The organism is Chelatococcus daeguensis (genome assembly GCF_001887265.1).
GTDB classification, from domain to species: Bacteria; Pseudomonadota; Alphaproteobacteria; order Rhizobiales; family Beijerinckiaceae; genus Chelatococcus_A; species Chelatococcus_A sambhunathii.
Map to the genome: position 1 here is coordinate 3,539,314 of NZ_CP018095.1, position 20,984 is coordinate 3,560,297.

Consider the following 20,984-nt stretch of genomic DNA (forward strand, 5'->3'; position numbering starts at 1 on the left):
AATGGCAAAAGCCTATTGGATCGGCCGCGTCGACGTCGAGGACCCGGAGGCCTACAAGGCCTATGTCGCCGCCAACGGCGACGCCTTCCGCAAGTACGGGGCCCGCTTCCTCGTGCGCGGCGGCGCTTTCGAGGCCGTGGAAGGCGGCGCGCGCCAGCGCAATGTCGTCATAGAGTTCCCGGACCGGGAGGCCGCCGTCGCCTGCTGGCACTCGCCCGAGTACAAGGCCGCCAAGGCCAAGCGCGATGGCCATGCCATCGCCGATATCATCATCATCGAGGGCTATGACGGACCGCAGCCGTCCGACGGGTGAGCCCGGCGCGCCCGCCCCTTACCGCATAAGGCCGACGCAGGCGGCGGACCTTGCCCGCCTGCCGGACGTGGAGCGCTCGGCCGGCGAACGCTTCCGGGCGAGCGATCTTGCCTGGGTCGCCGGTGAGCCGCCCGCGCTGGTCGAGAGCCACGCCCGGCACCTCGGCTGGCACTGGGTCGCGGCCGATGCGGACGATGTGCCCGTCGCCTTCCTCTTCGCCCGGCCGTGCGGCGGCATGGTCCATATCGGCGAGATCTCGGTTGCCCTGCCGCACCAGGGGCGCGGCCTCGGCCGCGCGCTCATCGCCGCCGTCTGCGCCGAGGCGCGCCGGCAGGGTTTTGCCAAGGTCACGCTGACCACCTATCGCGACATTGCCTGGAACGGGCCCTATTACGCCTCGCTCGGCTTTCGCGAGATGGCGCCGGAGGAGCAGCCGCCCTTCCTGCGCGAGCAATTGGCCGAGGAGGCGCGGCACGGCCATGATCCCGCCCGCCGCGCCGCCATGGTGCTGGCGCTCGCCTGAGGGTGGTGCGGGCGCGGTCCTTGCAGGCGCGGTCTTGGCGCAAGCCCCCCGCGCCGCTATACCACCGGCCACGGCCGGGCGCAGCGGCGCCGGCCAGCGCGGGAGAGACACCATGGCGGACATGCGACTCGTCGTCGTCGGAGCAGCCGGACGCATGGGGCGCATGCTCGTCAAAACCGTGCACGAGACACCCGGCACGGCGCTTGCCGCCGCCGTCGAGCGCGAGGGCTCGCCCTTCATCGGCAAGGACGCGGGCGATCTTGCCGGCACCGGCAACCTCGGCATCCCGGTGACGAACGACGTCGCGGCCGCCTTCGCCGAGGCCGACGGCGTCATCGACTTTACCGCCCCCGCCGCCACAGCCGCCTTCGCCCGCGCCGCGGCCGCGGCCGGCATCGTCCATGTCGTCGGCACAACCGGCTTGACGGATAGCGATCTTGCCGTGCTCGCCGAGGCCGGGCGCACGACGCGGATCGTCCAGTCCGGCAACATGAGCCTCGGCGTCAACCTGCTGACGGCGCTGGTGCGCCGCGTCGCGGCGACGCTCGGGCCGGAATTCGACATCGAGGTGCTGGAGATGCACCATCGCATGAAGGTGGACGCCCCCTCCGGCACGGCCCTCATGCTCGGCGAAGCTGCCGCGGAGGGCCGCGCGGTCGGCCTGCGCGAGCATGCCGTGCGGGTGCGCGACGGCCACACCGGCGCGCGCCGGGCCGGCGACATCGGCTTCGCCACCCTGCGCGGCGGCTCCGTCATCGGCGAGCACACCGTGGTCTTCGCCGGCGACGGCGAGCGCATCGAGCTCACCCACAAGGCCGACGACCGGGCGCTCTTCGCCCGCGGCGCCCTGCGCGCAGCGCTGTGGGCGCGCGAGCGCCCGGCCGGCCTCTACACCATGTCCGACGTGCTCGGCATCGCCGCGCTGTAAGCCAACCCGATCCGGAGATACCAATGGAGCGTCTTCTCGTCCTCGTCCGCCACGGCCAGAGCGACTGGAACCTGAAAAATCTCTTCACCGGCTGGAAGGATCCGGGCCTCACCGAGCAGGGCGTGGCCGAGGCGAAGGCCGCCGGCAAGCGCCTCAAGGCGCTCGGCCTCACCTTCGACATCGCCTTCACCTCGGACCTTAGCCGCGCGCAGCACACCTGCGACCTCATCCTCAAGGAACTCGGCCAGGAGAACCTCGAGACCATCCGCGACCAGGCGCTCAACGAGCGCGACTACGGCGAGCTGTCGGGCCTCAACAAGGACGACGCGCGCAAGCGGTGGGGCGAGGAGCAGGTGCACGTCTGGCGCCGCTCCTATGACGTGCCGCCGCCCGGCGGCGAGAGCCTGAAGGACACGGCGGCCCGCGTGCTGCCCTATTACATCGGCGAGATCCTTCCGCGCGTGATGCGCGGCGAGAAGGTGCTCGTGGCCGCCCACGGCAACAGCCTGCGCGCCCTCGTGATGGTGCTCGACCGGCTGACACCCGAGACGATCCCGACGATGGAGCTCGCCACGGGCGAGCCGCTCGTCTATCGCCTCAAGGCGGACACGACGGTCGAATCGAAGGACGTGCTCAAGGGCTGAGGTTCGGCCACGAGGGCGATGACACAGGCGCTGGAACTGCGGCCGGGCGTCCTGCACTGGCCCGGCTATCTCGACCGTCCGGCGCAGGACGCGCTCGCCGCCGCCCTGCGCGAGGTGGCGCGCGAGGCGCCGTTCTACACCCCGCGCATGCCGCGCACCAGCAAGCCCTTCTCGGTGCGCATGACGAACTGCGGCCCGCTCGGCTGGGTCTCGGACGAGACAGGCTACCGCTATCAGCCGACCCATCCCGAGACCGGCAGGCCATGGCCCAGGATCCCCGCCGCCCTCATGGAGGCATGGCAGGCGCTTGCCGGCTATCCGCATCCGCCGGAGGCGTGCCTCGTCAACTTCTACGGCCCCGGCGCGCGCATGGGTCTGCACCAGGACAGGGACGAGGAGGATTTCGACGCGCCCGTCCTCTCCTTGTCGCTCGGCGACACCGCCCTGTTTCGCATCGGCGGCACCGGCCGGCGCGATCCCACGGTCTCGCTGCGCCTCGCCTCGGGCGACGCCTTGCTCTTCGGTGGGCCGGCGCGGCTCGCCTTTCACGGCATCGACAGGATCATGCCGGGCACTTCGACCTTGCTCCGCGAGCCGGGCCGGATCAATCTGACCCTGCGCCGCGTCACGCGGCCCTGACAAACCATCATCGGACGGCGGCACCGCCACGCTGCCCGCCCCGCAAGGAGAACGAGCGTATGGCATCCCTGCTGCCGCGTCTTGTCACGATGGCCCTCGTGGTGGTCGCGGGCCTGAGCGCCGCGCCCTCCGTGCGCGCCGCCGAGCCGCCCTTCCTTCCGGGCCTCAGCGTCGGGTTCGAGCCGCCACCATCGATGACGCCGGCCGGCCAGTTCTCCGGCTATGTCGACGAGAGGGCGGGCGCCAGCATCATCATCGTCGAAATGCCGGCCGAGGCCTATGCCGACATCGAAAAGGGCTTCAATGCCGACGCGCTCAAGGGCCAGGGCGTCACGGTGCGCAAGCGCGCGCCCTTCGCGCTCGGCAAAGGCCTCAAGGCCTTTCTCGTCGAGGGTACGCAGAAACAGGGCACCACCGTCTTCGATAAATGGATTCTGGTGGCGACCAACGGCAAGACCACCGCCCTCGTGACGGTGCAGGCGCCAGCGACGACCGCCGGCTATGACAGCGCAACCGTCGAGAAGAGCCTGAAGACGATCGCCTTCCGCGCGCCGCCGGGCGTCGACGAGCAACTCGCCTCCCTGCCCTTCCGCATGGGCGAACTCGCCGGCTTCCGCATCGTGCGCGTCGCCACCGGCAACAGTGTGCTGATGACGCAGGGCCCCAAGGACGTGGTGCGCGAGGCCGAGCAGCCGCTCGTCATCGTCTCCTCGGGCGAAGCGGCCATTCCCGGCACGCTGGAGCAGGACCGTTTCGCCAAGCAGGCCTTCTCCACGTTGCCCGGAATCGCCAATCTCGCCATCCAGCGCATCGAAGGCAAGGACGAGAACGGCGTGCCAATGCACGAGATCGTCGCCACCGCCGATGACGTGCGCACCAAGCAGCGCCTGTTCCTGATGCAGATCGTACGGTTCGAGCGCTCCAACTACCTGCGCCTCGTCGTCATGGCGCGCGAGAACCAGCGCGGCGACCTCGAGCAGCGCGCCCGCACCATCGCCGCCGGCCTGTCGGTCGGTTCGTAAGGCTCAGCCGACAGGCGTCATCCAGCCGATCGGCGCCCCCCTGCGGATCGCGCACGATGGCGACGCGACCGACATTGGGGACGTCGACCACCGCGCGCACGATGCTGCCGCCGAGGGCGAGGGCCCGCGCGATCGCTGCATCGACGTCGGCCACGCTGATGAAGGAGAACCAGTAGGGCTCGCGGGCTTCCGGCAGGGCGCCGCAGGCAAGGCCCGTCACGCCGCCGGCGAAGGTCTCGCCGACCCTCGCGACGAAATAATCGCCGTCAGGAATGGCGAAGGGCGCGAAGCTCCAGCCGAGCTTCGCGGCATCGAAAGTCTTGATCGCCTCGACGTTGTCGGTGCCAGCTCGTTTCCTACGAAGGTGCCGGGCATCGTCTCCTCCGCCGGTGGTAACGCATCGTCCCTCCAAAGGCGGGACGACAACGTCTGCCGACGGAGGTGGCCAGGGAGGGGGTGCCCGCGCCCGGCTTACTGGAGCTTCGGCTCGCCACCCGGCGCGGTCGCGTCGTTATCCCCGTTGCCGGGCTTGGGGCCGCCCTTGGAGACGCCGACGAGGGCCGGCCGCAGCACACGCTCGCCGATCACGAAGCCCGCCTGCACCACCTGGACCACGGTGCCGTTGGGCACACTCGGGTCCGGCACCTCGAACATCGCCTGATGCAGGTTGGGGTCGAAGCGCTCACCCTGAGGGGAGAGCTTCCGCACACCGTGCCGCTCGAGCGTCTTGAGGAGGTCGCGCTCGGTCAGTTCAACGCCTTCGACGAAGGGCTTGACGGTGTCGCTGTCGCGCACCTCTGGCGGCACGCTCTCAAGTGCGCGCTGGATGTTGTCGGCGACTGTCAGCATGTCGCGGGCGAAGCTGGTCATGCCATAGGCGCGCGCGTCCGCCACCTCGCGCTCGGTGCGCCGGCGCAGATTCTCCATCTCGGCCAGGGTGCGCAGCAGCTTGTCCTTGAGGTCGTCGCGCTCGCTGACGAGGGCCTCGAGTGCCTCGCTCGCGGCCTGCGCCGCCTCCGGCGCCGCATTCTCAGGAGCATCGGCCGCGGCAAGGGTCTCGTCGACCGGCTCGGGTCGGGTCGGCTTCTGGGTCATGCTGTTCCGTTGCTGGCTTGAACGATATTGAGGCCGATATCAGCCCTCGTAGCGGAAAAATCAAGGACTTGCCTTCGTGCGCGCCGCTTCGCCGCGCCCGGGCGGAAGGCCGTCGTCCTCCTTGCGCAGCGCCTCCATCAGCGTGCGCCTGATGGCCGCCTGGCGGCTGCCGCTGACGATCTTGGCCCCGGTGAGATCCGTCACGTAGAACACGTCCACGGCCTTCTCGCCGAAGGTGGCGATATGGGCTGAGCCGATGTTGAGGTTGAGCTTGCCGAGCGCCGTCGTGAGGTCGTAGAGCAGCCCCGGCCGGTCAAGGCAGGAGACCTCGATGACCGTGTGGCGCTGCGACAGCTTGTTGTCGAGCGCCACCTCCGGCGGCACGTGGAAGGCGCGCATGCGCTCGCGCCCCGACGAGGGCCGCCTCGAATCGACGAGATCGGCGATTCGCACCTCGCTCTTCAGCGCCCGCTCGATAGCGCGGGCGATGCGCTCGCCCCGGCGCAGTTCGTCCTCGTCCTCGACGAAAGCACGCGAGACGAAGATGGTGTCGAGCGCCAGCCCGTCGGTCGTCGTGAAGATCTGCGCATCCACAATGTTGCCGCCGGCCGAGGCGCAGGCGCCGGTGATGATGGCCAGGAGGCGCGGGTGATCCGGAGCGAGCACGGTCAGTTCCGTCACCCCGCGAAAGCCGTCGGTCTCGACAGCCGTCGCCGTCGTGTCGCCGCGCGCTTCCGCTGCAGCAAGGAAACGGGCGTGCTTCACGCGGCGCGGCAGTTCCACCTTGAGCCAGTAGGCAGGATAATGCCGTCCGGCATAAGCCTCGAAGGCCGCGTCCGTCCAGTCCGGCAGGGCCTCGCGCAGGGCGGCCTGGGCGCGCCGGACGCGCTCCGCCTGCCCGACGCCCGAGTGGCCGCCGGACAGCACGAGTTCCGTCTCGTAATAGAGCGTGCGCAGCAGCTCGCCCTTCCACCCGTTCCACACCCCCGGCCCCACCGCCTTGATGTCGCAGACGGTGAGGATGAGGAGCAGCTTGAGTCGTTCCATCGTCTGCACGAGGGCGGCGAAATCGGCGATGGTGCGCGGATCGGCCAGGTCGCGGCTCTGGGCGACCGTGGACATGACGAGATGGTTCTCGACGAGCCAGGCGAGGGTGTCGATCTCGCCCTCGTCGAGGCCAAAGCGCCTGCCGAGCCGCCGGGCGACGCGCGCCCCGGCGATGGAATGGTCCTCGTCCCGCCCCTTGGCGATGTCGTGCAGGAAGAGCGCCACATAGAGCACGCGCCGGTGGCGGATGCCCCCGATGATGCTGTTCGCGAGCGGATGCTCGGCCTCGAGCCGCCCGGCCTCGATTTCGGCGAGGACGCCGACAGAGCGCAAAAGGTGCTCGTCCACCGTGTAGTGGTGGTACATGTTGAACTGCATCATCGCGACGATGCGGCCGAAATCCGGCACGAAGCGGCCGAGCACGCCGACCTCGTTCATGCGCCGCAACACGACCTCCGGCGCATTGCGCGAGGTCAGGATGTCGAGGAAGAGACGGTTCGCCTCCTGGTCCTCGCGCACCGCCCGGTCGATGAGCTTGAGCGAGCGGGTGGCGAGGCGGCTCGCGTCGGGGTGGATGGCGCGGTTGTGCCGGTCGGCCAGCCAGAACAGGCGGATGAGGTTGACCGGATCGCGCAGGAACACCTCCTCGTCGACCACGGTGATGCGGTTGTTCTCGATGGCGAAGCCCGCCACCTCGAGGGCACTGCGCCGGGATCCACGCAGGCGACGCACGAAGCGGTCGAGCATGGCGCGCGGCTTCTCCTGTCGCGCCTCGAGGGCCGCGCAGACGATCGCCGTCAGGTCGCCGACGTCCTTGGCGACGAGGAAATAGCGCTTCATGAACCGCTCGACCGCCGAGAGCCCCCCGTGGGCGCCGTAGCCGATGCGGGCGGCGATGAGGCGCTGCAGGTCGAAGGACAGGCGCTCCTCCGCCCGGCCGGTGGCGAAATGCATGTGGCAGCGCACCCGCCAGAGGAATTCCTCGCAGCGGTGGAACAGCTTGTATTCGGCCTGGGTGAACAGCCCCGCCTTGACGAGTTGGCGCTGGTCGCGCACGCGATAGACGTATTTGGCGATCCAGAACAGGGTGTTGAGGTCGCGCAGGCCGCCCTTGCCTTCCTTGACGTTGGGCTCGACGAGATAACGCGAGGCGCCGCGCTGGGAGATGCGCGCGTCGCGCTCGGCGAGCTTGGCCTCGACGAAGGCCTGGGCCGTGCCCTCGACGATCTCGGCATCGAACCGCGTGAGGAAGTCCTCGTAGAGCGCCTTCTCGCCGGTGAGATAGCGCGTCTCGAGCAGCGCGGTGCGGATCGTCATGTCCGCCCGCGCCTCGCGCAGGCAATCGTCCACCGAGCGCGTGGCGTGGCCCACCTTCAGCTTGAGGTCCCACAGGATGTAGAGCATCGCCTCGACGACGCTCTCGCTCCAGGCGGTCTTCTTATAAGGGAGGAGGAAGAGGAGATCGACGTCCGAGCCCGGCGCCATCGTGCCACGGCCGTAGCCGCCGGTGGCGACGACAGCGAGGCGCTCGCCGGTCGAGGGATTGTCCACCCGATAGAAATGGCGCACCACGACGCCGTAGACGGCCCGCACGACGCCGTCCATGAGCGCACAGAGCCGGCGGGCGCAGGCGAGCCCGTCCTGCTCGGCGAGGAGCTTCTCCTCCACCGCCGCCCGTCCCTTGACGAGCCCGGCCGAGAGGCAGGCGATGAGCTCGCGCCGCAGCCGGTCGCGATCCTGGCCGTGGCGCGCCTCCAGCGCCGCGACCTCGGCCGCGATGTCCTCCGATCCGTAGATGGGCCCCGTTCTGCGATCCATGCCCGATGGCTCCCCGCGTCGTCGTTCGCGCAATAGCACAGGCCGTGCCAAAGGGCATGGTCTGCGAGCGCCTTGACGCCCGCCGCCGCACGGCGCACACGGGAAGATACGCGCCCCCGACAACGACGGCGGCGCCCCGCCGACCGACGAGGACGATCCATGGACGCCCAGTCCCTCCGCGCCCTGCAGGCGCCGCTCAAGAACGCCTATCGCGAAAACGCCGACGCCGCCCTCGTCACCCTCAAGGCGCGCGGCGCTCTGGACGAGGCGAATATCGCCTGCAAGGTCGAGGCCGGCCGCGCCCTCGCGGTGGCGGGCCTCCACCCGGCGACGGGCGGCACGGGGCTCGAGCTGTGCTCGGGCGACATGCTGCTGGAGGCCCTGGTGGCCTGCGCCGGCGTGACGCTGAAGGCCGTCGCGACGGCGCTCGAGATCCCGCTGCGCTCCGGCACGGTGGAGGCCGAGGGCGACCTCGATTTCCGCGGCACGCTCGGCGTCGACAAGGAGGCGCCGGTCGGCTTCCAGGCCATCCGCTTGTCGTTCACGATTGATACCGATGCGCCGCAGGACAAGCTCGACCAGCTGATGAAGCTGACCGAGCGCTATTGCGTCGTCTACCAGACCTTGGCCAAGGGACCCGCCCTGGAGACCCGCCTGCAGCGGGCCTGAGCACTGGCCGACAGGCCCTCATGCGCTGGCGCGGACGCGGCTCAGGCACTCCGCCGCCGCTCGATCGCGTCCCACACCGACACGGCGAGGTCGGGCCCGCCGAAGCGCTTGATGGCGCGGATGCCGGTGGGTGACGTGACGTTGATCTCGGTGAGCAGGCCGTCGATCACGTCGATGCCGACGAGCACGAGGCCCCGCTCCCTGAGGGCTGGGCCAATCGTCTCGCAAATCTCGCGCTCGCGCGCCGTCAGATCCGTCGGCTTCGCCGCCCCGCCCCTCACCATGTTGGAGCGGATGTCGTTCTCCGCCGGCACGCGGTTGACGGCGCCGGCCGCCTCGCCGTCGACGAGGATGATGCGCTTGTCGCCATCCTTCACCTGCGGCAGGAAGCGCTGGATGACCCATGGCTCGCGGAAGGTCGCCGCGAAGAGGTCGTAGAGCGAGCCGAAATTCGGGTCGTCGCGCGCCACGCGCAGCACGGCCGCCCCGCCATGGCCGTAGAGCGGCTTCATGACGATCTCGCCCATCTCGCGGCGGAAGGCCTCGATGTCGTCCCTGTCGCGCGTGATCAGCGTCGGCGGCATCAGGTGCGGGAATTCGGTGACGAAGAGCTTTTCCGGCGCGTTGCGCACATGGGCGGGATCGTTGATCACCAGCGTCCGGGGATGCAGGCGCTCCAGCATGTGCGTGGTCGTGATATAGGCAAGATCGAACGGCGGATCCTGCCTGAGGAGGATGACGTCGACGCGAGAGAGGTCGATGCGCTCCGGCTCGCCGAGGCTCGCGTGTTCTCCGGCCACGTCACGCACGCGCACCGGATGGGCCTTCGCGGTGATCATGCCGTCGCGCATCGAGAGGGTGTCGGGGGTGTAGTAGAGCAGGTCGTGCCCGCGCGCCTGCGCCTCCAGCATCAGGGCAAACGTCGTGTCGCCGGCGATGTTGATGCGCTCGATAGGGTCCATCTGCACGGCAACGGTGAGGCCCATGGTCGGTGTCCTTTCTCGAAACCATCCCTATATGGCGTGGCCCCGATCCATGCGCGAGGGCGCGGCTGAAGGCAAGCGCCCGCGCGAACGGCCGTTCAATCGATGGCGAGGGACAGGACCGCCGGCAGGTGCCGCGGCAGGCTGCGCGGGGCGAGGAAGACGGCGTCGCAGCGCAGCGTCAGCCCCGCCGCCCAGGGGTTGCGCGCCAGCCAGTGCCGCACGCAGCGGGCCATGCGCGCCGCCTTCTGCGCCGAGATGGCCCCGCGCGCATCGTCGAGCCGGGCGCGGGCCTTGACCTCGACGAAGGCGACGGTGTCGCCGCGGCGGGCGATGAGGTCAATCTCGCCGCCGGCGGCGGCATAGCGCCGGGCGACGATACGGTAGCCCTTGAGGGTGAGGACGAGCGCGGCCAGCACCTCGGCACGCAGCCCGGCCCGCTGCGCGCGGGCCTGTCGGCTCGGCTGGCGATCGCGGGCCGCCGCGCTCACGTGTCCGCCTCGCCGAGCCGGAGCGCGCGCTGGTAGACCTCGCGTTTCGGCAGGCCCGTGGCGCCGGCGACGAGGGCCACCGCATCCCTGAGCGAATGGCCTGAGAGCGCCTCCTTGAGCATGTGCTCGACGTCAGCCTCGCTGTGGCGCTCCGCATCGACCGACTTGGGCCCGATCAGGACCACGATCTCGCCCTTCGGCGGTGCCTCGGCCCCATATTCGACCGCCAGCGCGGCAAGGGAGCCGCGCCGTACCGTCTCGTAGAGCTTGGTCAGTTCGCGCGCCACCGCCGCCGGCCGCTCGCCGAGGACCGCCGCCGCGTCAGCCAGCATCTCGGCGAGGCGCCGGGGCGATTCGAAGAACACCAGCGTGCCGGGAATGGCGCCGATCTCGGCCAGCCGCGCGCGCCTTGCGGCGCTTTTGGCCGGCAGGAAGCCCTCGAAGAAGAAACGGTCCGTCGGCAGGCCCGAGACGACGAGCGCTGTCAGCACGGCCGACGGACCGGGCACGGTGGTGACGGAGATGCCTTCGGCCAGCACCGCCTCGACCAGCTTGTAGCCGGGATCCGACACGAGCGGCGTGCCGGCATCGGACACGAGCGCGAGCGCTTCGCCAGCCTTCAGCCGGGCGAGGACGCGCGGGCGCATCTGCGCCGCATTGTGCTCGTGATAGGCGAGGAGCGGCGTCGTGATGCCGTAGTGGGCGAGCAGCGTCTTCGTCACCCGCGTGTCCTCGGCGAGGATCGCATCGGCCGCCGCGAGCGTGCCGAGCGCCCGGAAGGAAATGTCCTTCAGATTGCCGATGGGCGTGGCGACGAGATGCAGCCCCGGCGCGAGCGGCTCGGCCTCGGCCGCGAGGCCGAAGGCGGTGAAGCGCGCCACGGGCCGCCCGGTGGCGTCACCCCGGCCTGCTGCATCCCGCCCCGCGATGTCCCTGATTCTGCTCGTCATGACCGTCCCTGCCGCCGCGACCCTGGCATGCCGCGCCCCTGTTCACGAGAATTTTGCCACGCGCCTTTCGCCTTCCATAGCAGACGCCGCCTCGCTCTGGGCAGATCATGCGCGCCGGCGGCCGGAAGGGGAGCGTTTACTTTTGGTTGCGATCCTTGCGCGACTTGCGAAGAATGCCGGCTCATTCGGCCCGCTGCCGGCCGCACCCCAGCCGAGAGGTGTTCAGGAGTCTGCCGTGACGCGCTTCCTTGCCCGCAATCTTGCCCGCCCGGACGCAGCTCCCTCGCTCTGGCGTCGCCTCAAGCAGGCAGCGCTGGTCCTGGCGACGGGCGCGCTCGTCGCCTCGTGCAGCGGCGGCCTGTCGAACATGACGGGCACGGACGGCGTAGCGCCCGAGTCCGCCGCGCCCAGCGTGCCGGGCACCACTATCGGCACCGGCAACGTCAAGGTGGCGCTGCTCCTGCCCTTGTCGGCCGGCGGCCAGGCCGGGGCGGCCGCCATCTCCCTGCGCAATGCCGCCGAGCTCGCCATGAGCGAGTTTAGCGAGCCGGACATCCAGATCCTCGTCAAGGACGATCGCGGCACGGCCGACGGGGCGCGCGCCGCAGCCCAAGCGGCCATCTCCGAGGGCGCCGAGCTCATCCTCGGGCCGCTCTTTGCGGATGCGGTGCGCGCCGCTGGACAGGTCGCCCGTGGCGCCGGCCGGCCGGTGATCGCTTTCTCGACCGATGCCGGCGCTGCCGCGCCGGGCGTCTATCTCCTGAGCTTCATGCCCGAATCGGAGGTGGAGCGCGTGGTCGCCTATGCTGCGCGCCAGGGGCAGCGGTCCTTCGCCGCGCTCATCCCCAATACGGCCTATGGCCGCGTCGCCCAGGCCGCCTTCCAGACCGCAGTGGCCCGCAACGGCGGGCGCATCGTCGCCATGGAGACCTTCGACCGCGCCAGTGCCGCGGCCCAGGCAGCGAAGATCGCGGCGGTTGCGGGCGGCGCCTCGCCGCAGGTCAATGCCGTCTTCATCCCGGACAGCGGCGATTCGCTCATCGCCGTCGCCCAGGCACTGCAGGGCGCCGGCGTCGACCCGCAGAAGGTGCGCATGCTCGGCACCGGCGTGTGGAACGAGGCGCGCGTCTTCTCCCAGGCCGGCCTGCAGGGCGGCTGGTTCGCCGCGCCCGAGACGGCCGGCTTCAATGCCTTCGCCCAGCGCTACCGCGCCAAGTACGGCAGCGACCCCACGCGCATCGCCACGCTCGGCTATGATGCCGTCTCGCTCGCCGCTGCGCTCGTGCGCACACAGGGTCAGCAGCGCTTCAGCGAGCCGGTGCTGACCAATGCCTCCGGCTTCGCCGGGGCGGACGGCGTCTTCCGCTTCAACCCGAACGGCACCAATGAGCGCGGTCTCGCCGTGCTCGAAATCCGCAACGGGACGGCGGCCTCGGTCTCCCCGGCGCCCCGCCAGCTCGGCGCCGGCGGCTGATCCTTCAGGCCGCGAGGTCGGCCACCAGCGCGTCGAGAACGGGAAAGCCCGCCTCCGACACGCGCAGCCGGCCCGCCGCATCGCGCGTGATGAGCCCGTCGGCGATCAGCGCGTCGAGCCGGCCCGCATCGAGCGGCCGACCGGCGAGCGCGGCAAAGCGCGCCGGATCGATGCCCTCCACAAGGCGCAGGCCCATCAGCAGAAATTCATCTCCTTGCGCTTCCTCCGAGAGCGTCTCGCGACTCTCGACGCCGTGGCCGTCGCGCTCCACCGCCGACAGCCATTCCTCCGGTCCGCGAATCGTCGCCGTCGCGACGCGCCCCTTATCCGTCACAAGGCGCCCGTGCGCTCCCGGCCCGATGCCGGCATATTCGCCGTAGCGCCAGTAGACGAGGTTGTGCCGGCACTCGGCGCCCGGACGGGCATGGTTGGAAATCTCGTAAGCCGGCAGACCGCGCCGGGCGCAGACCTCCTGCGTCACGTCATAGAGCGCGCGCCCGGTCTCGCTGTCCGGCACCGTGAGCTTGCCGGCAGTGAACAGCCGCTCGAACCAGGTGCCCGGCTCGATGGTGAGCTGGTAGAGCGACAGGTGCTCGACGGCATAGCCGATGGCCTCCTCAAGCTCGGCCGCCCATTCGGCCGGCGTCTGGTGCGGGCGGGCATAGATGAGGTCGTAGGAATAGCGCTCGAACGTGTCGGCCGCGATGCGCACGGCGGCGAGCGCCTCGGCCGCGGTGTGCATGCGCCCAAGGCGGCGCAGGTCCCTGTCGTTGAGCGCCTGCACGCCGAGCGACACCCGGTTGACGCCGGCGTCGCGATAGCCGCGGAAGCGCTCGGCCTCGACGCTCGTCGGGTTTGCCTCCAACGAGATCTCGGCGCCCGGCGCGACCGACCAGTGCTTCGCCACCGCATCGAGGATGGCCCCGACCGTCGCCGGCCGCATGAGCGAGGGCGTTCCTCCGCCGAAGAAGATGCTCGTCACCTCGCGCGGGCCGGTCAGCGCGGCATTGTGGGCGATCTCGCGCTCGAAGGCGGCGATGAAGCGCGGCTCGTCGACCTGCGCGTGCCTCACATGGCTGTTGAAGTCGCAATAGGGGCACTTCGAGGCGCAGAACGGCCAGTGCAGATAGACGCCGAAGCCGGCATCGGCGGTGGGATGGGTCAAGGCTCGTCCTGCCGCGTTGATCGATGATGATCGTTTATATGCATTCGCGCGCGTTCAAGGGAGCGCACCGCAGTTCCCCTCGCCCGCTTGTGGCGGGAGGGGCTTTGGCTGGGGCACCTGCACCGCGAATGCCCGCAGCCCGGTCGGCGATCCGCCCCAAACCCCGGTCCTCCCCACGACCTTGTGGGGGAGGGAGGAGCAGCAGGCGCTGCCGACCTTTCGTTTCGCCTACCCGGCCCCCGTGTCCTTTCGAAGGCAGGCCGCCGCCAGCCTCGAGAAGGCGCGCGCCCGGTGCGACAGGCCCTCGCCGTGGCCCCAGCCGTGCTTCTCGTCGCTTGCCATCTCGCCGAAGGTGCGTTCGTGCCCGTCTGGCTGGAACATCGGGTCGTAGCCGAATCCCCGGTCTCCACGCGGTGGCCACACCAGCGTGCCGAAGACGCGGCCCTCGAACAGTTCCTCGTGCCCGTCCGGCCAGGCGACCACGAGGGCGGAGACGAAATGCGCCCGCCGCTCCTCGGCGCTCGTCGCCCCGCGGCGGGCGAGTTCCTCCTCCACGCGCCGCATGGCATGAGCGAAATCCTTGCCCGACCCGGCCCAGCGGGCGGAGAAGATGCCCGGGGCACCGTCGAGCGCGGCAACGCAGATGCCGGAATCGTCGGCGAGCGCGGGCAGGTCCGCAGCCTTCGCCGCCGCATGCGCCTTCAGTGCCGCATTCTCGGCGAAGGTCATGCCGGTCTCCTCCGGCTCGGGCAGGTTGAGGTCGCCGGCCGAGACAGCCGAGACGCCGAAGGGCGCCATGAGCTCCTGCATCTCCCTGAGTTTGCCCGCATTATGCGTGGCGATGACGATCCTGCCTTCGAGCCTGCGCGCCATGGTCTCACCCCGCTCACATCACGGCCATCTTCTGCAGGTCGACGAGCTTGGCCGTGCCCGCTCGCGCAAGCTCGACGAGGGTCATCAGTTCCTCCACCGAGAAGGGTTTGCCCTCCGCCGTGCCCTGCACCTCGACGAGCCCGCCCGAGCCGGTAATGACAAAATTGGCATCGGTCTCGGCCGCTGAATCCTCGGCATAGTCGAGATCGAGCACCGGCGTGCCTGCAAAGATGCCGCAGGAGACGGCGGCGACATGGTCCTTCAGGGCCTCCCCCTGCACCATCGAGCGCGCCTTCATCCAGGCGAGGCAATCGTGCAGCGCGACCCACGCCCCGGTGATGGCCGCCGTGCGCGTGCCGCCGTCCGCCTGCAGGACGTCGCAATCGATGACGATTTGCCGTTCGCCGATGGCGGAAAGATCGACCACGGCGCGCAGCGAGCGGCCGATGAGGCGCTGGATCTCGTGCGTGCGGCCGGAGGGGCGGCCGCTCGTGACCTCGCGGCGCGTGCGCTCCAGCGTGGCGCGCGGCAGCATCGAATACTCGGCCGTCACCCAGCCGCGGCCGGTGCCGCGCAGCCATGGCGGCCCCCGCTCCTCGAGCGAGGCGGTGCACAGGACATGCGTGTCTCCGAACTTCACGAGACAGGAGCCTTCGGCATAGCGCGCCACCGCCCGCTCCAGCGAAACCTTGCGCAGTTCGTCCGGCGCACGCTTGGATGGCCTCATCGCTTCTCTCCTCCGGCCCTCGGCCGCTCGTCCATGGTTTGCGATGCTTCTAAGCGGCTTTGGCGGGCGTGGGAACAGCCTTTCGTGCACGGTGGCGAGCCGGACCCGCCGGCTCGGGCCGCGGCTGGGCCGCGCCTCTCCCCCCTGTCCCCGGGGGCTTGCCCCGCCTTTCCGCGAGGTCCACACTGGCTGCTTCCGCCCCGCGTCCTGCGCCCCCTTCCGCGGCGCTTGGCGGGGCACGATCCGGCACGGGGCGGACTGGCCGGAATGAGCGCCGCGGCGGCCGAGGGCCGCCGGGAGGAGCGCCATGACAACCTATATCGTGCTCGCCAACTGGACGGACCAGGGCATCCGCAACATCAAGGAATCGCCGAGCCGGCTCGATGCGGCCAAGAAGGCGCTGACCGACATGTCCGGCGCCATGCGCGCGTTCTACCTGTGCATGGGCGACTGCGACATGGTGCTCGTCATCGAGGCGCCCGACGATGCGGTCGCCGCCCGCTTCGCCCTCCAGGTCGGCCAGCTCGGCAATGTCCGCACGCGCACGCTGAAGGCCTTCCCCGAAGCGGCCTATCGCGAGATCATCGCCTCCCTGGCCTGAGAGCTGCCGCGCCTTGCCGCCATCGAGGGCAGGCCGCCGCTCCAGCCGCTGCGACACGAGGCGCTGTCTGATCAGCGACCGCCGGTCACACGCACGAAGGCCCCGGTGACATAGGAGGCCGCATCCGACAGGAGGAAGAGGATGGTGCGCGCCACCTCCTCCGCCGAGCCGGTGCGGCCCATCGGGATGAGCGGCGTGAGCCGCGCCAGCCGCTCGGGTGCGTTGGAGCTCCGGGCGTGGATGTCGGTCTCGATGAGGCCGGGCTGCACGGCATTGACGCGGATGTTCTCGCCCGCGAGCTCCTTCGACAGGCCGATGGTCAGCGCATCGATGGCTCCCTTGGAAGCCGCATACCAGACATATTCGTTCGGACCACCGAGCAGCGAGGCAGCCGATGAGACGTTGACGATTGAACCGCCACGCCCGCCATGCTTCGGCGACAGGCGCCGGACCGCCTCCTGCGCCGCGAAGATGGCCCCGGTCACGTTGACGTCGATGCAGGCGCGGATCGTCTCGCTCGACGCGGCATCGAGGCGGCTGACCTGCCCGGTGATGCCGGCGTTGTTGACGAAATGGGTGAGGCGTCCGAGCCTGTCGTCGATCTCGGCGAAGAGCCGGCGGATGTCCTCTTCCTCGCCCATGTCGGCCTTGAAGGCCTCGGCGCGCACGCCCTTGGCGCGGCATTCGGCGACGAGCGTCTCGGCCGCGGTGGCATCGCTGACGTAATTGACAGCGACGTGATAGCCCTCGGCGGCGGCAAGCCGGCAGGTTGCGGCGCCGATGCCGCGGCTGCCGCCCGTGACGAGAAGAATGCGATCCATGGGGTCCCTCCGGTCGTGTTTCGGGATCTTGCCCTTGTCCGTCATGGGAGCGCGGCGGGCCCACTCGCGTCAATGGCCGCCGCATCGGAGCCGCCATGCCCGGAACGGGAGGGTCACAGCCATGGACAGGAGGCGGCGGACGCGGCACAACGGCACCGCCGCATCGGGCGGCACCCGGTGGGTTGGAGCCTGACACGCGATGCCCGAACTGCCCGAGGTCGAGACGGTGAGACGAGGCCTCGAGCCGGCGATGGTCGGCGCCAGCATCACGGCCGTCGACCAGCGCCGGCCGGATCTGCGCTTCCCCCTTCCGGAGCGTTTTGCCGAGCGGCTGCAGGGCCGCGAGATCGTCGCGCTCGGCCGGCGCGCCAAATATCTGATGGCGGACCTTTCCGGCGGCAACATTCTCGTCATGCATCTCGGCATGACCGGCCGCTTCATCGTCGAGGAGGCGGGCGGCGCACTGCGCGAGCCCGGCGACTTCTACCAGGAGGCCGGCCGCAACGCCGCCCACGATCATGTCGTGTTCCAGCTCTCCAATGGCGCCCGCATCACCTACAACGATGCCCGCCGCTTCGGCTTCATGACGCTCGTGCCCCGCAGCGAGCTCGATGCCCATCCGCTCTTTCGCCGCCTGGGAGTCGAGCCGCTGGGCAATGCCCTCGACGGTGCGCTCGTCGCCCGCCTCTTTGCGGGGCGGAAGACGCCGCTCAAGGCGGCGCTGATGGACCAGCGCCTCATCGCCGGCCTCGGCAATATATATGTATGCGAGGCGCTGCACCGGGCCGGCCTGTCGCCGCTGCGCGCCGCCGGCACGCTCATGACGAAGGCCGGCCGGCCGACGGCGGCGGCCGGCCGGCTCGCGTCGGCGATCCGCGACGTGCTGAGCGAAGCCGTCGCCGCCGGCGGCTCGACGCTGCGTGACTACATGAAAACGGATGGCTCGCTCGGCTATTTCCAGCACGCCTTCCGCGTCTACGACCGCGAGCATGCGCCCTGCCTGACCCCCGGCTGCCGCGGCACCGTCGCGCGGCTCGTCCAGTCCGGCCGCTCCACCTTCTGGTGCAGCCAGTGCCAGCGGTGAGCGCATGAGAAGGCGGCGGCGGCTTTGCGCGAATGCATATGGACGCGGGCATCCACCTTCGGGTAGCCGTTCAGCAACCCCATTGGAGGACTTCGCCCATGGCCTATGAAACCATCCTCGTGGAGACGCGCGGCAAGGTCGGCCTTGTCACGCTCAACCGTCCTGAGGCTCTCAACGCCCTCAACTCGCAGCTCATCGGAGAGCTCAACACGGCGCTCGACGGCTTCGAGAAGGATGCGGGCATCGGCGCGATCGTCATCACCGGCTCGCAGAAGGCCTTCGCGGCCGGCGCCGACATCAAGGAGATGCAGAACCTCTCCTATCCTGAGACCTATCTCGAGGATTTCATCACGAACTGGGACCGCGTGGCCAGCCGGCGCAAGCCGATCATCGCCGCCGTCGCCGGCTTCGCCCTCGGCGGCGGCTGCGAGCTTGCCATGATGTGCGACATCATCATCGCCGCCGACACGGCGAAGTTCGGGCAGCCGGAGATCAAGCTCGGCGTCATGCCGGGCGCCGGCGGCACCCAGCGCTTGACGCGCATCATCGGCAAGGCCAAGGCGATGGAGCTGTGCCTGACCGGCCGCATGATGGGCGCCGAGGAGGCGGAACGCTCCGGTCTCGTGGCGCGCATCGTTCCGGCGGCGGATCTTCTGGATGACGCGCTGAAGACGGCGGCGACCATTGCCGACATGTCGCTGCCCATCGTTATGATGACGAAGGAGAGCGTCAACCGCGCCTACGAGACGACGCTTTCCGAGGGCATCCGCTTTGAGCGCCGCCTCTTCCATGCGATGTTCGCCACCGGGGACCAGAAGGAAGGCATGGCCGCTTTCGTGGACAAGCGCAAGGCGGACTTCAAGAACCGCTGACCGGTCTCTATAGAGGAGGCGCATGTCCGATCCGGCAGGGGAGGCCGGTCATCCATGGCCGGTCTCGAACTCGACATCGTCGCCCTGCTTGCGGTCGTGGCGGTCGCCGCCGGCTTCGTCGACGCCATCGCCGGCGGCGGCGGCATGATCACGGTGCCGGCCCTGATGCTGGCGGGACTCGACCCTGTCACCGCCGTCGCCACCAACAAGCTGCAAGGCACCTTCGGGGTGGCGGTCGCCACCCATCGCTTCGCCCGCGCGGGGATGATCGACTGGCACGGAGCCGCGCCCTTCGCGGTTGTCGCGGGCATCGCCGCGGTCATTGGGGCCCTCGCCGTCAAGGTGCTGCCGGTCGCGCTCGTGGCCGCCGCGATGCCGATCCTCCTCATGGCCATCGCCGTCTATTTCGCCGTCTCGCGCAAGGTGCGCGACGAGGATGCGCGCGCCCGCATCGGCCGTCTCGCCTTCACCTTCGCCGTCGTGGCTCCTGTCGGTTTCTACGATGGGCTGCTCGGACCCGGCGCAGGCTCCTTCTACATGCTGGGCTTCGTCACGCTGCTCGGCTTCGGCGTGGTACGGGCAACGGCCCATACCAAGCTGCTCAATTTCGCGAGCAATCTCGGCGGGCTCATGCTCTTCGCCGCGACCGGGGCCGTCTTGTGGCCGCTCGGCCTCGCCATGGCCGCGGGCCAGCTCGTCGGTGCCCGTCTCGGCGCCGGCATGGCCCTGCGCCACGGCGCGCGCCTCATCCGCCCGCTCATCGTCGCCGTCTGCTGCCTGATGGCGCTGCGCCTCCTGCTCGACGGCGCCAATCCGCTCGGTCAGTGGCTGCGGGGCCTGCTCCTCTGACAGCCCGCCGACGATTCCCGGCCGCCGAATGCGACAGGCCGTTGACGCTCGGGCTGCGAGAGACTATAAGCCCGCCCTCATGGACAGCGGCTTGATCGCTGTCATTTCCGTTCAACCGCCACCACCGATCCCGATCGCCCGGCCCTTTGCCGCGCGGCCAGATCGGGACGATACGAGGATCACCATGGCGAACACCCCGTCGGCCAAGAAGGCGACGCGCAAGATCGCCCGCCGCACCGCCGTGAACAAGGCGCGCCGCAGCCGCATGCGCACCTTCATCCGCAAGGTCGAGGAAGCGATCGCGACGGGCAACCAGCAGGCCGCGCTCGACGCCCTGAAGAACGCTCAGCCGGAGCTGATGCGCGCCGCCCAGAAGGGTGTGCTGCACAAGAACACCGCTTCGCGCAAGGTCGCGCGCCTGACGCATCGCATCAAGGCACTGCAGGCCTGAGGCCACAGAGGCGGCACCCACCATGCCGCCGAGCGGGCCTGCGAACGGGTCCAAAGGAGCCTGGCCTTGGCCGGGCTCTTTCCTTTTGGGGCGGCGACACGGACCGTTCTGGCGGCCTGACCGGGGCACCGGCCCGGCGACTCGGCACGGCGCAGAAACGGCGCCATCGCCGGCAGGTTTTCCGGCGTCGGACGGCTTGACAAAACGGCGTCTTGCCGGGGTGGTGCGACCGCAGCCTGGTCGCCGTGACCGCGCAGACAAAATGCCGTGCTGACAAAACTTTAGGGGGCAAAGGGCTGCACCCGGCCCGAATCCCTCCCGCCCGAGGCGGCCCGGACGCGTCGGTCGGCCGATCGAAACAATGCCTTCGAAGCGCCTCCACGCTTTCGGTCGCGCCTTTAAACTCGCTGGATCCACAAGGAGTTGCACGCAATTGCCCCCGCCTCGCGAGAGCCCGCCGATCGATTTGCGCGCCCCGGTATGACAACACAACCGATAGTCGTGTTGCGTCGGATCGGCCCTTGGCGTAGGGTCATCTCACCTCGCCGCCACGGCTGAGGCTCTCAATAGCAAGTCAGAAGCATTAAGCCTCATTTCGGGGGAGGGGTTCGTGTTGTCTCGAAGACAAAGCGTCGTGCCACGCAGTTGCTTCAGCTCGAACCCATTGACTCATCCCCGTGGATTGCGGAAAAGCCTGTCGATACAGGCAAGGGATCGGACAAGCGGCATAAGAACGAACGAATAAGAACTTTTCCTACATAGCTGGTCCGGATTCGATTGCAGCGAGAGCACCGGGGTGTCGTTGCCGCGAGATGGCGACGGCAGACGGGGTTCTTTTTGCGGAACTCAATCGTCGGTAGCGAAAAGCGTCCAGCGGCGCTGCGGGGTGACCTGCATCGCACGGGTGCTTTCTGCACCAAACAAGAAGAACGAGGAGCTGGGGCG

At 69.6% G+C, this 20,984-nt stretch carries 23 protein-coding genes; 13 read left to right on the forward strand and 10 right to left on the reverse strand.

The genetic code is table 11. The features are described 5' to 3' along the window. The first annotated feature begins 1 nt into the window (after window position 1). From BOQ54_RS16810 to BOQ54_RS16835, 6 genes are all read left to right on the forward strand, one after another. Window positions 2-313: a DUF1330 domain-containing protein gene (locus BOQ54_RS16810; protein WP_019403854.1), complete on the forward strand. Its 312-nt coding sequence runs from the start codon at window positions 2-4 to the stop codon at window positions 311-313. After that, window positions 285-836, forward strand: coding sequence for a GNAT family N-acetyltransferase (locus BOQ54_RS16815; protein ID WP_071924334.1), 552 nt, complete (start codon window positions 285-287; stop codon window positions 834-836). Before BOQ54_RS16810 ends, BOQ54_RS16815 begins: the two co-directional genes overlap by 29 nt. A gap of 121 nt (window positions 837-957) precedes the next feature. After that, the gene (dapB, locus tag BOQ54_RS16820; protein WP_071924558.1) at window positions 958-1,764 is read left to right on the forward strand and encodes a 4-hydroxy-tetrahydrodipicolinate reductase; all 807 of its coding nucleotides are present in this window, start codon (window positions 958-960) and stop codon (window positions 1,762-1,764) included. A gap of 23 nt (window positions 1,765-1,787) precedes the next feature. Further along, window positions 1,788-2,408, forward strand: a complete 621-nt coding sequence (locus tag BOQ54_RS16825) for a 2,3-bisphosphoglycerate-dependent phosphoglycerate mutase (RefSeq protein ID WP_055460755.1) — start codon at window positions 1,788-1,790, stop codon at window positions 2,406-2,408. Between the two features lie 18 nt (window positions 2,409-2,426). After that, window positions 2,427-3,047, forward strand: a complete 621-nt coding sequence (locus BOQ54_RS16830) for an alpha-ketoglutarate-dependent dioxygenase AlkB family protein (protein ID WP_071924335.1) — start codon at window positions 2,427-2,429, stop codon at window positions 3,045-3,047. A 59-nt stretch (window positions 3,048-3,106) separates the two neighbouring features. Further along, the gene (locus BOQ54_RS16835; protein WP_055460757.1) at window positions 3,107-4,069 is read left to right on the forward strand and encodes a hypothetical protein; all 963 of its coding nucleotides are present in this window, start codon (window positions 3,107-3,109) and stop codon (window positions 4,067-4,069) included. On the opposite strand, the gene BOQ54_RS19880 is transcribed toward BOQ54_RS16835, so the two are convergent. Genes BOQ54_RS19880 through BOQ54_RS16850 form a run of 3 tightly spaced genes read right to left on the reverse strand, consistent with a single transcriptional unit; the run spans window position 3,990 to window position 8,029 of the window. Then, window positions 3,990-4,481 (reverse strand): VOC family protein, encoded by a 492-nt coding sequence (locus BOQ54_RS19880; protein WP_145979792.1) that lies wholly within the window; start codon window positions 4,479-4,481, stop codon window positions 3,990-3,992. The two genes, BOQ54_RS16835 and BOQ54_RS19880, sit on opposite strands and share 80 nt — an antisense overlap. Window positions 4,482-4,540: 59 nt before the next feature. Next, complete coding sequence (grpE, locus tag BOQ54_RS16845) at window positions 4,541-5,164, reverse strand: nucleotide exchange factor GrpE (protein ID WP_063189692.1); 624 nt, start codon at window positions 5,162-5,164, stop codon at window positions 4,541-4,543. Window positions 5,165-5,224: 60 nt separating this feature from the next. Continuing rightward, the gene (locus tag BOQ54_RS16850; RefSeq protein WP_071924336.1) at window positions 5,225-8,029 is read right to left on the reverse strand and encodes a [protein-PII] uridylyltransferase; all 2,805 of its coding nucleotides are present in this window, start codon (window positions 8,027-8,029) and stop codon (window positions 5,225-5,227) included. A 159-nt stretch (window positions 8,030-8,188) separates the two neighbouring features. On the opposite strand from BOQ54_RS16850, the gene BOQ54_RS16855 reads away from it, so the two are divergent. Then, complete coding sequence (locus BOQ54_RS16855; protein WP_071924337.1) at window positions 8,189-8,698, forward strand: OsmC family protein; 510 nt, start codon at window positions 8,189-8,191, stop codon at window positions 8,696-8,698. A 41-nt stretch (window positions 8,699-8,739) separates the two neighbouring features. Here the strand turns inward: BOQ54_RS16855 and gshB are convergent, their stop codons facing one another. The 3 genes from gshB to rsmI form a co-directional block, all read right to left on the reverse strand. Then, window positions 8,740-9,684: a glutathione synthase gene (gshB, locus tag BOQ54_RS16860; protein ID WP_071924338.1), complete on the reverse strand. Its 945-nt coding sequence runs from the start codon at window positions 9,682-9,684 to the stop codon at window positions 8,740-8,742. Window positions 9,685-9,779: 95 nt separating this feature from the next. Then, a complete protein-coding gene (locus BOQ54_RS16865; protein WP_055460762.1) occupies window positions 9,780-10,172 on the reverse strand; it encodes a YraN family protein in 393 nt (130 codons plus the stop codon). Further along, complete coding sequence (gene rsmI, locus BOQ54_RS16870; protein WP_072249581.1) at window positions 10,169-11,122, reverse strand: 16S rRNA (cytidine(1402)-2'-O)-methyltransferase; 954 nt, start codon at window positions 11,120-11,122, stop codon at window positions 10,169-10,171. Before rsmI ends, BOQ54_RS16865 begins: the two co-directional genes overlap by 4 nt. 235 nt (window positions 11,123-11,357) lie before the next feature. Here rsmI and BOQ54_RS16875 point away from each other — a divergent pair, with 235 nt between their 5' ends. Beyond that, complete coding sequence (locus tag BOQ54_RS16875) at window positions 11,358-12,596, forward strand: penicillin-binding protein activator (RefSeq protein ID WP_071924559.1); 1,239 nt, start codon at window positions 11,358-11,360, stop codon at window positions 12,594-12,596. Between the two features lie 4 nt (window positions 12,597-12,600). Here the strand turns inward: BOQ54_RS16875 and hemW are convergent, their stop codons facing one another. From hemW to rph, 3 genes are all read right to left on the reverse strand, one after another. Next, window positions 12,601-13,761 (reverse strand): radical SAM family heme chaperone HemW, encoded by a 1,161-nt coding sequence (hemW, locus tag BOQ54_RS16880; protein ID WP_186438004.1) that lies wholly within the window; start codon window positions 13,759-13,761, stop codon window positions 12,601-12,603. 228 nt (window positions 13,762-13,989) lie between these two features. Beyond that, on the reverse strand, window positions 13,990-14,634 hold the full coding sequence (gene rdgB, locus BOQ54_RS16885) for an RdgB/HAM1 family non-canonical purine NTP pyrophosphatase (protein WP_055460765.1): 645 nt from the start codon (window positions 14,632-14,634) through the stop codon (window positions 13,990-13,992). Between the two features lie 13 nt (window positions 14,635-14,647). Continuing rightward, window positions 14,648-15,361: a ribonuclease PH gene (rph, locus tag BOQ54_RS16890; protein WP_055460766.1), complete on the reverse strand. Its 714-nt coding sequence runs from the start codon at window positions 15,359-15,361 to the stop codon at window positions 14,648-14,650. 307 nt (window positions 15,362-15,668) lie between these two features. Between rph and BOQ54_RS16895 the strand changes: the two genes are divergently transcribed. Further along, complete coding sequence (locus BOQ54_RS16895) at window positions 15,669-15,962, forward strand: GYD domain-containing protein (RefSeq protein WP_055460767.1); 294 nt, start codon at window positions 15,669-15,671, stop codon at window positions 15,960-15,962. A 71-nt stretch (window positions 15,963-16,033) separates the two neighbouring features. Here BOQ54_RS16895 and BOQ54_RS16900 read toward each other — a convergent pair whose 3' ends face one another. Further along, window positions 16,034-16,783 (reverse strand): SDR family oxidoreductase, encoded by a 750-nt coding sequence (locus tag BOQ54_RS16900; protein WP_071924339.1) that lies wholly within the window; start codon window positions 16,781-16,783, stop codon window positions 16,034-16,036. Window positions 16,784-16,982: 199 nt separating this feature from the next. On the opposite strand from BOQ54_RS16900, the gene mutM reads away from it, so the two are divergent. The 4 genes from mutM (at window position 16,983) to rpsT (ending at window position 20,039) form a co-directional block, all read left to right on the forward strand. After that, complete coding sequence (mutM, locus tag BOQ54_RS16905) at window positions 16,983-17,867, forward strand: bifunctional DNA-formamidopyrimidine glycosylase/DNA-(apurinic or apyrimidinic site) lyase (protein ID WP_055460769.1); 885 nt, start codon at window positions 16,983-16,985, stop codon at window positions 17,865-17,867. 98 nt (window positions 17,868-17,965) lie between these two features. Next, a complete protein-coding gene (locus BOQ54_RS16910) occupies window positions 17,966-18,739 on the forward strand; it encodes an enoyl-CoA hydratase (RefSeq protein WP_055460770.1) in 774 nt (257 codons plus the stop codon). Window positions 18,740-18,793: 54 nt separating this feature from the next. Continuing rightward, window positions 18,794-19,588: a TSUP family transporter gene (locus tag BOQ54_RS16915; RefSeq protein WP_055460771.1), complete on the forward strand. Its 795-nt coding sequence runs from the start codon at window positions 18,794-18,796 to the stop codon at window positions 19,586-19,588. Between the two features lie 184 nt (window positions 19,589-19,772). Then, window positions 19,773-20,039, forward strand: coding sequence for a 30S ribosomal protein S20 (gene rpsT, locus BOQ54_RS16920; protein WP_055460772.1), 267 nt, complete (start codon window positions 19,773-19,775; stop codon window positions 20,037-20,039). Window positions 20,040-20,984 lie beyond the last annotated feature (945 nt).

What these genes read in the sequence shown, in the direction of transcription:
- BOQ54_RS16810 (WP_019403854.1), top strand. Translation starts at nt 2, where the DNA reads ATGGCAAAAGCCTATTGGATCGGCCGCGTCGACGTCGAGGACCCGGAG.
- BOQ54_RS16815 (WP_071924334.1), top strand. Translation starts at nt 285, where the DNA reads ATGACGGACCGCAGCCGTCCGACGGGTGAGCCCGGCGCGCCCGCCCCT.
- dapB (WP_071924558.1), top strand. Translation starts at nt 958, where the DNA reads ATGCGACTCGTCGTCGTCGGAGCAGCCGGACGCATGGGGCGCATGCTC.
- BOQ54_RS16825 (WP_055460755.1), top strand. Translation starts at nt 1,788, where the DNA reads ATGGAGCGTCTTCTCGTCCTCGTCCGCCACGGCCAGAGCGACTGGAAC.
- BOQ54_RS16830 (WP_071924335.1), top strand. Translation starts at nt 2,427, where the DNA reads ATGACACAGGCGCTGGAACTGCGGCCGGGCGTCCTGCACTGGCCCGGC.
- BOQ54_RS16835 (WP_055460757.1), top strand. Translation starts at nt 3,107, where the DNA reads ATGGCATCCCTGCTGCCGCGTCTTGTCACGATGGCCCTCGTGGTGGTC.
- grpE (WP_063189692.1), bottom strand. Translation starts at nt 5,164, where the DNA reads ATGACCCAGAAGCCGACCCGACCCGAGCCGGTCGACGAGACCCTTGCC.
- BOQ54_RS16850 (WP_071924336.1), bottom strand. Translation starts at nt 8,029, where the DNA reads ATGGATCGCAGAACGGGGCCCATCTACGGATCGGAGGACATCGCGGCC.
- BOQ54_RS16855 (WP_071924337.1), top strand. Translation starts at nt 8,189, where the DNA reads ATGGACGCCCAGTCCCTCCGCGCCCTGCAGGCGCCGCTCAAGAACGCC.
- gshB (WP_071924338.1), bottom strand. Translation starts at nt 9,684, where the DNA reads ATGGGCCTCACCGTTGCCGTGCAGATGGACCCTATCGAGCGCATCAAC.
- rsmI (WP_072249581.1), bottom strand. Translation starts at nt 11,122, where the DNA reads ATGACGAGCAGAATCAGGGACATCGCGGGGCGGGATGCAGCAGGCCGG.
- rdgB (WP_055460765.1), bottom strand. Translation starts at nt 14,634, where the DNA reads ATGGCGCGCAGGCTCGAAGGCAGGATCGTCATCGCCACGCATAATGCG.
- rph (WP_055460766.1), bottom strand. Translation starts at nt 15,361, where the DNA reads ATGAGGCCATCCAAGCGTGCGCCGGACGAACTGCGCAAGGTTTCGCTG.
- BOQ54_RS16895 (WP_055460767.1), top strand. Translation starts at nt 15,669, where the DNA reads ATGACAACCTATATCGTGCTCGCCAACTGGACGGACCAGGGCATCCGC.
- BOQ54_RS16900 (WP_071924339.1), bottom strand. Translation starts at nt 16,783, where the DNA reads ATGGATCGCATTCTTCTCGTCACGGGCGGCAGCCGCGGCATCGGCGCC.
- mutM (WP_055460769.1), top strand. Translation starts at nt 16,983, where the DNA reads ATGCCCGAACTGCCCGAGGTCGAGACGGTGAGACGAGGCCTCGAGCCG.
- BOQ54_RS16910 (WP_055460770.1), top strand. Translation starts at nt 17,966, where the DNA reads ATGGCCTATGAAACCATCCTCGTGGAGACGCGCGGCAAGGTCGGCCTT.
- BOQ54_RS16915 (WP_055460771.1), top strand. Translation starts at nt 18,794, where the DNA reads ATGGCCGGTCTCGAACTCGACATCGTCGCCCTGCTTGCGGTCGTGGCG.
- rpsT (WP_055460772.1), top strand. Translation starts at nt 19,773, where the DNA reads ATGGCGAACACCCCGTCGGCCAAGAAGGCGACGCGCAAGATCGCCCGC.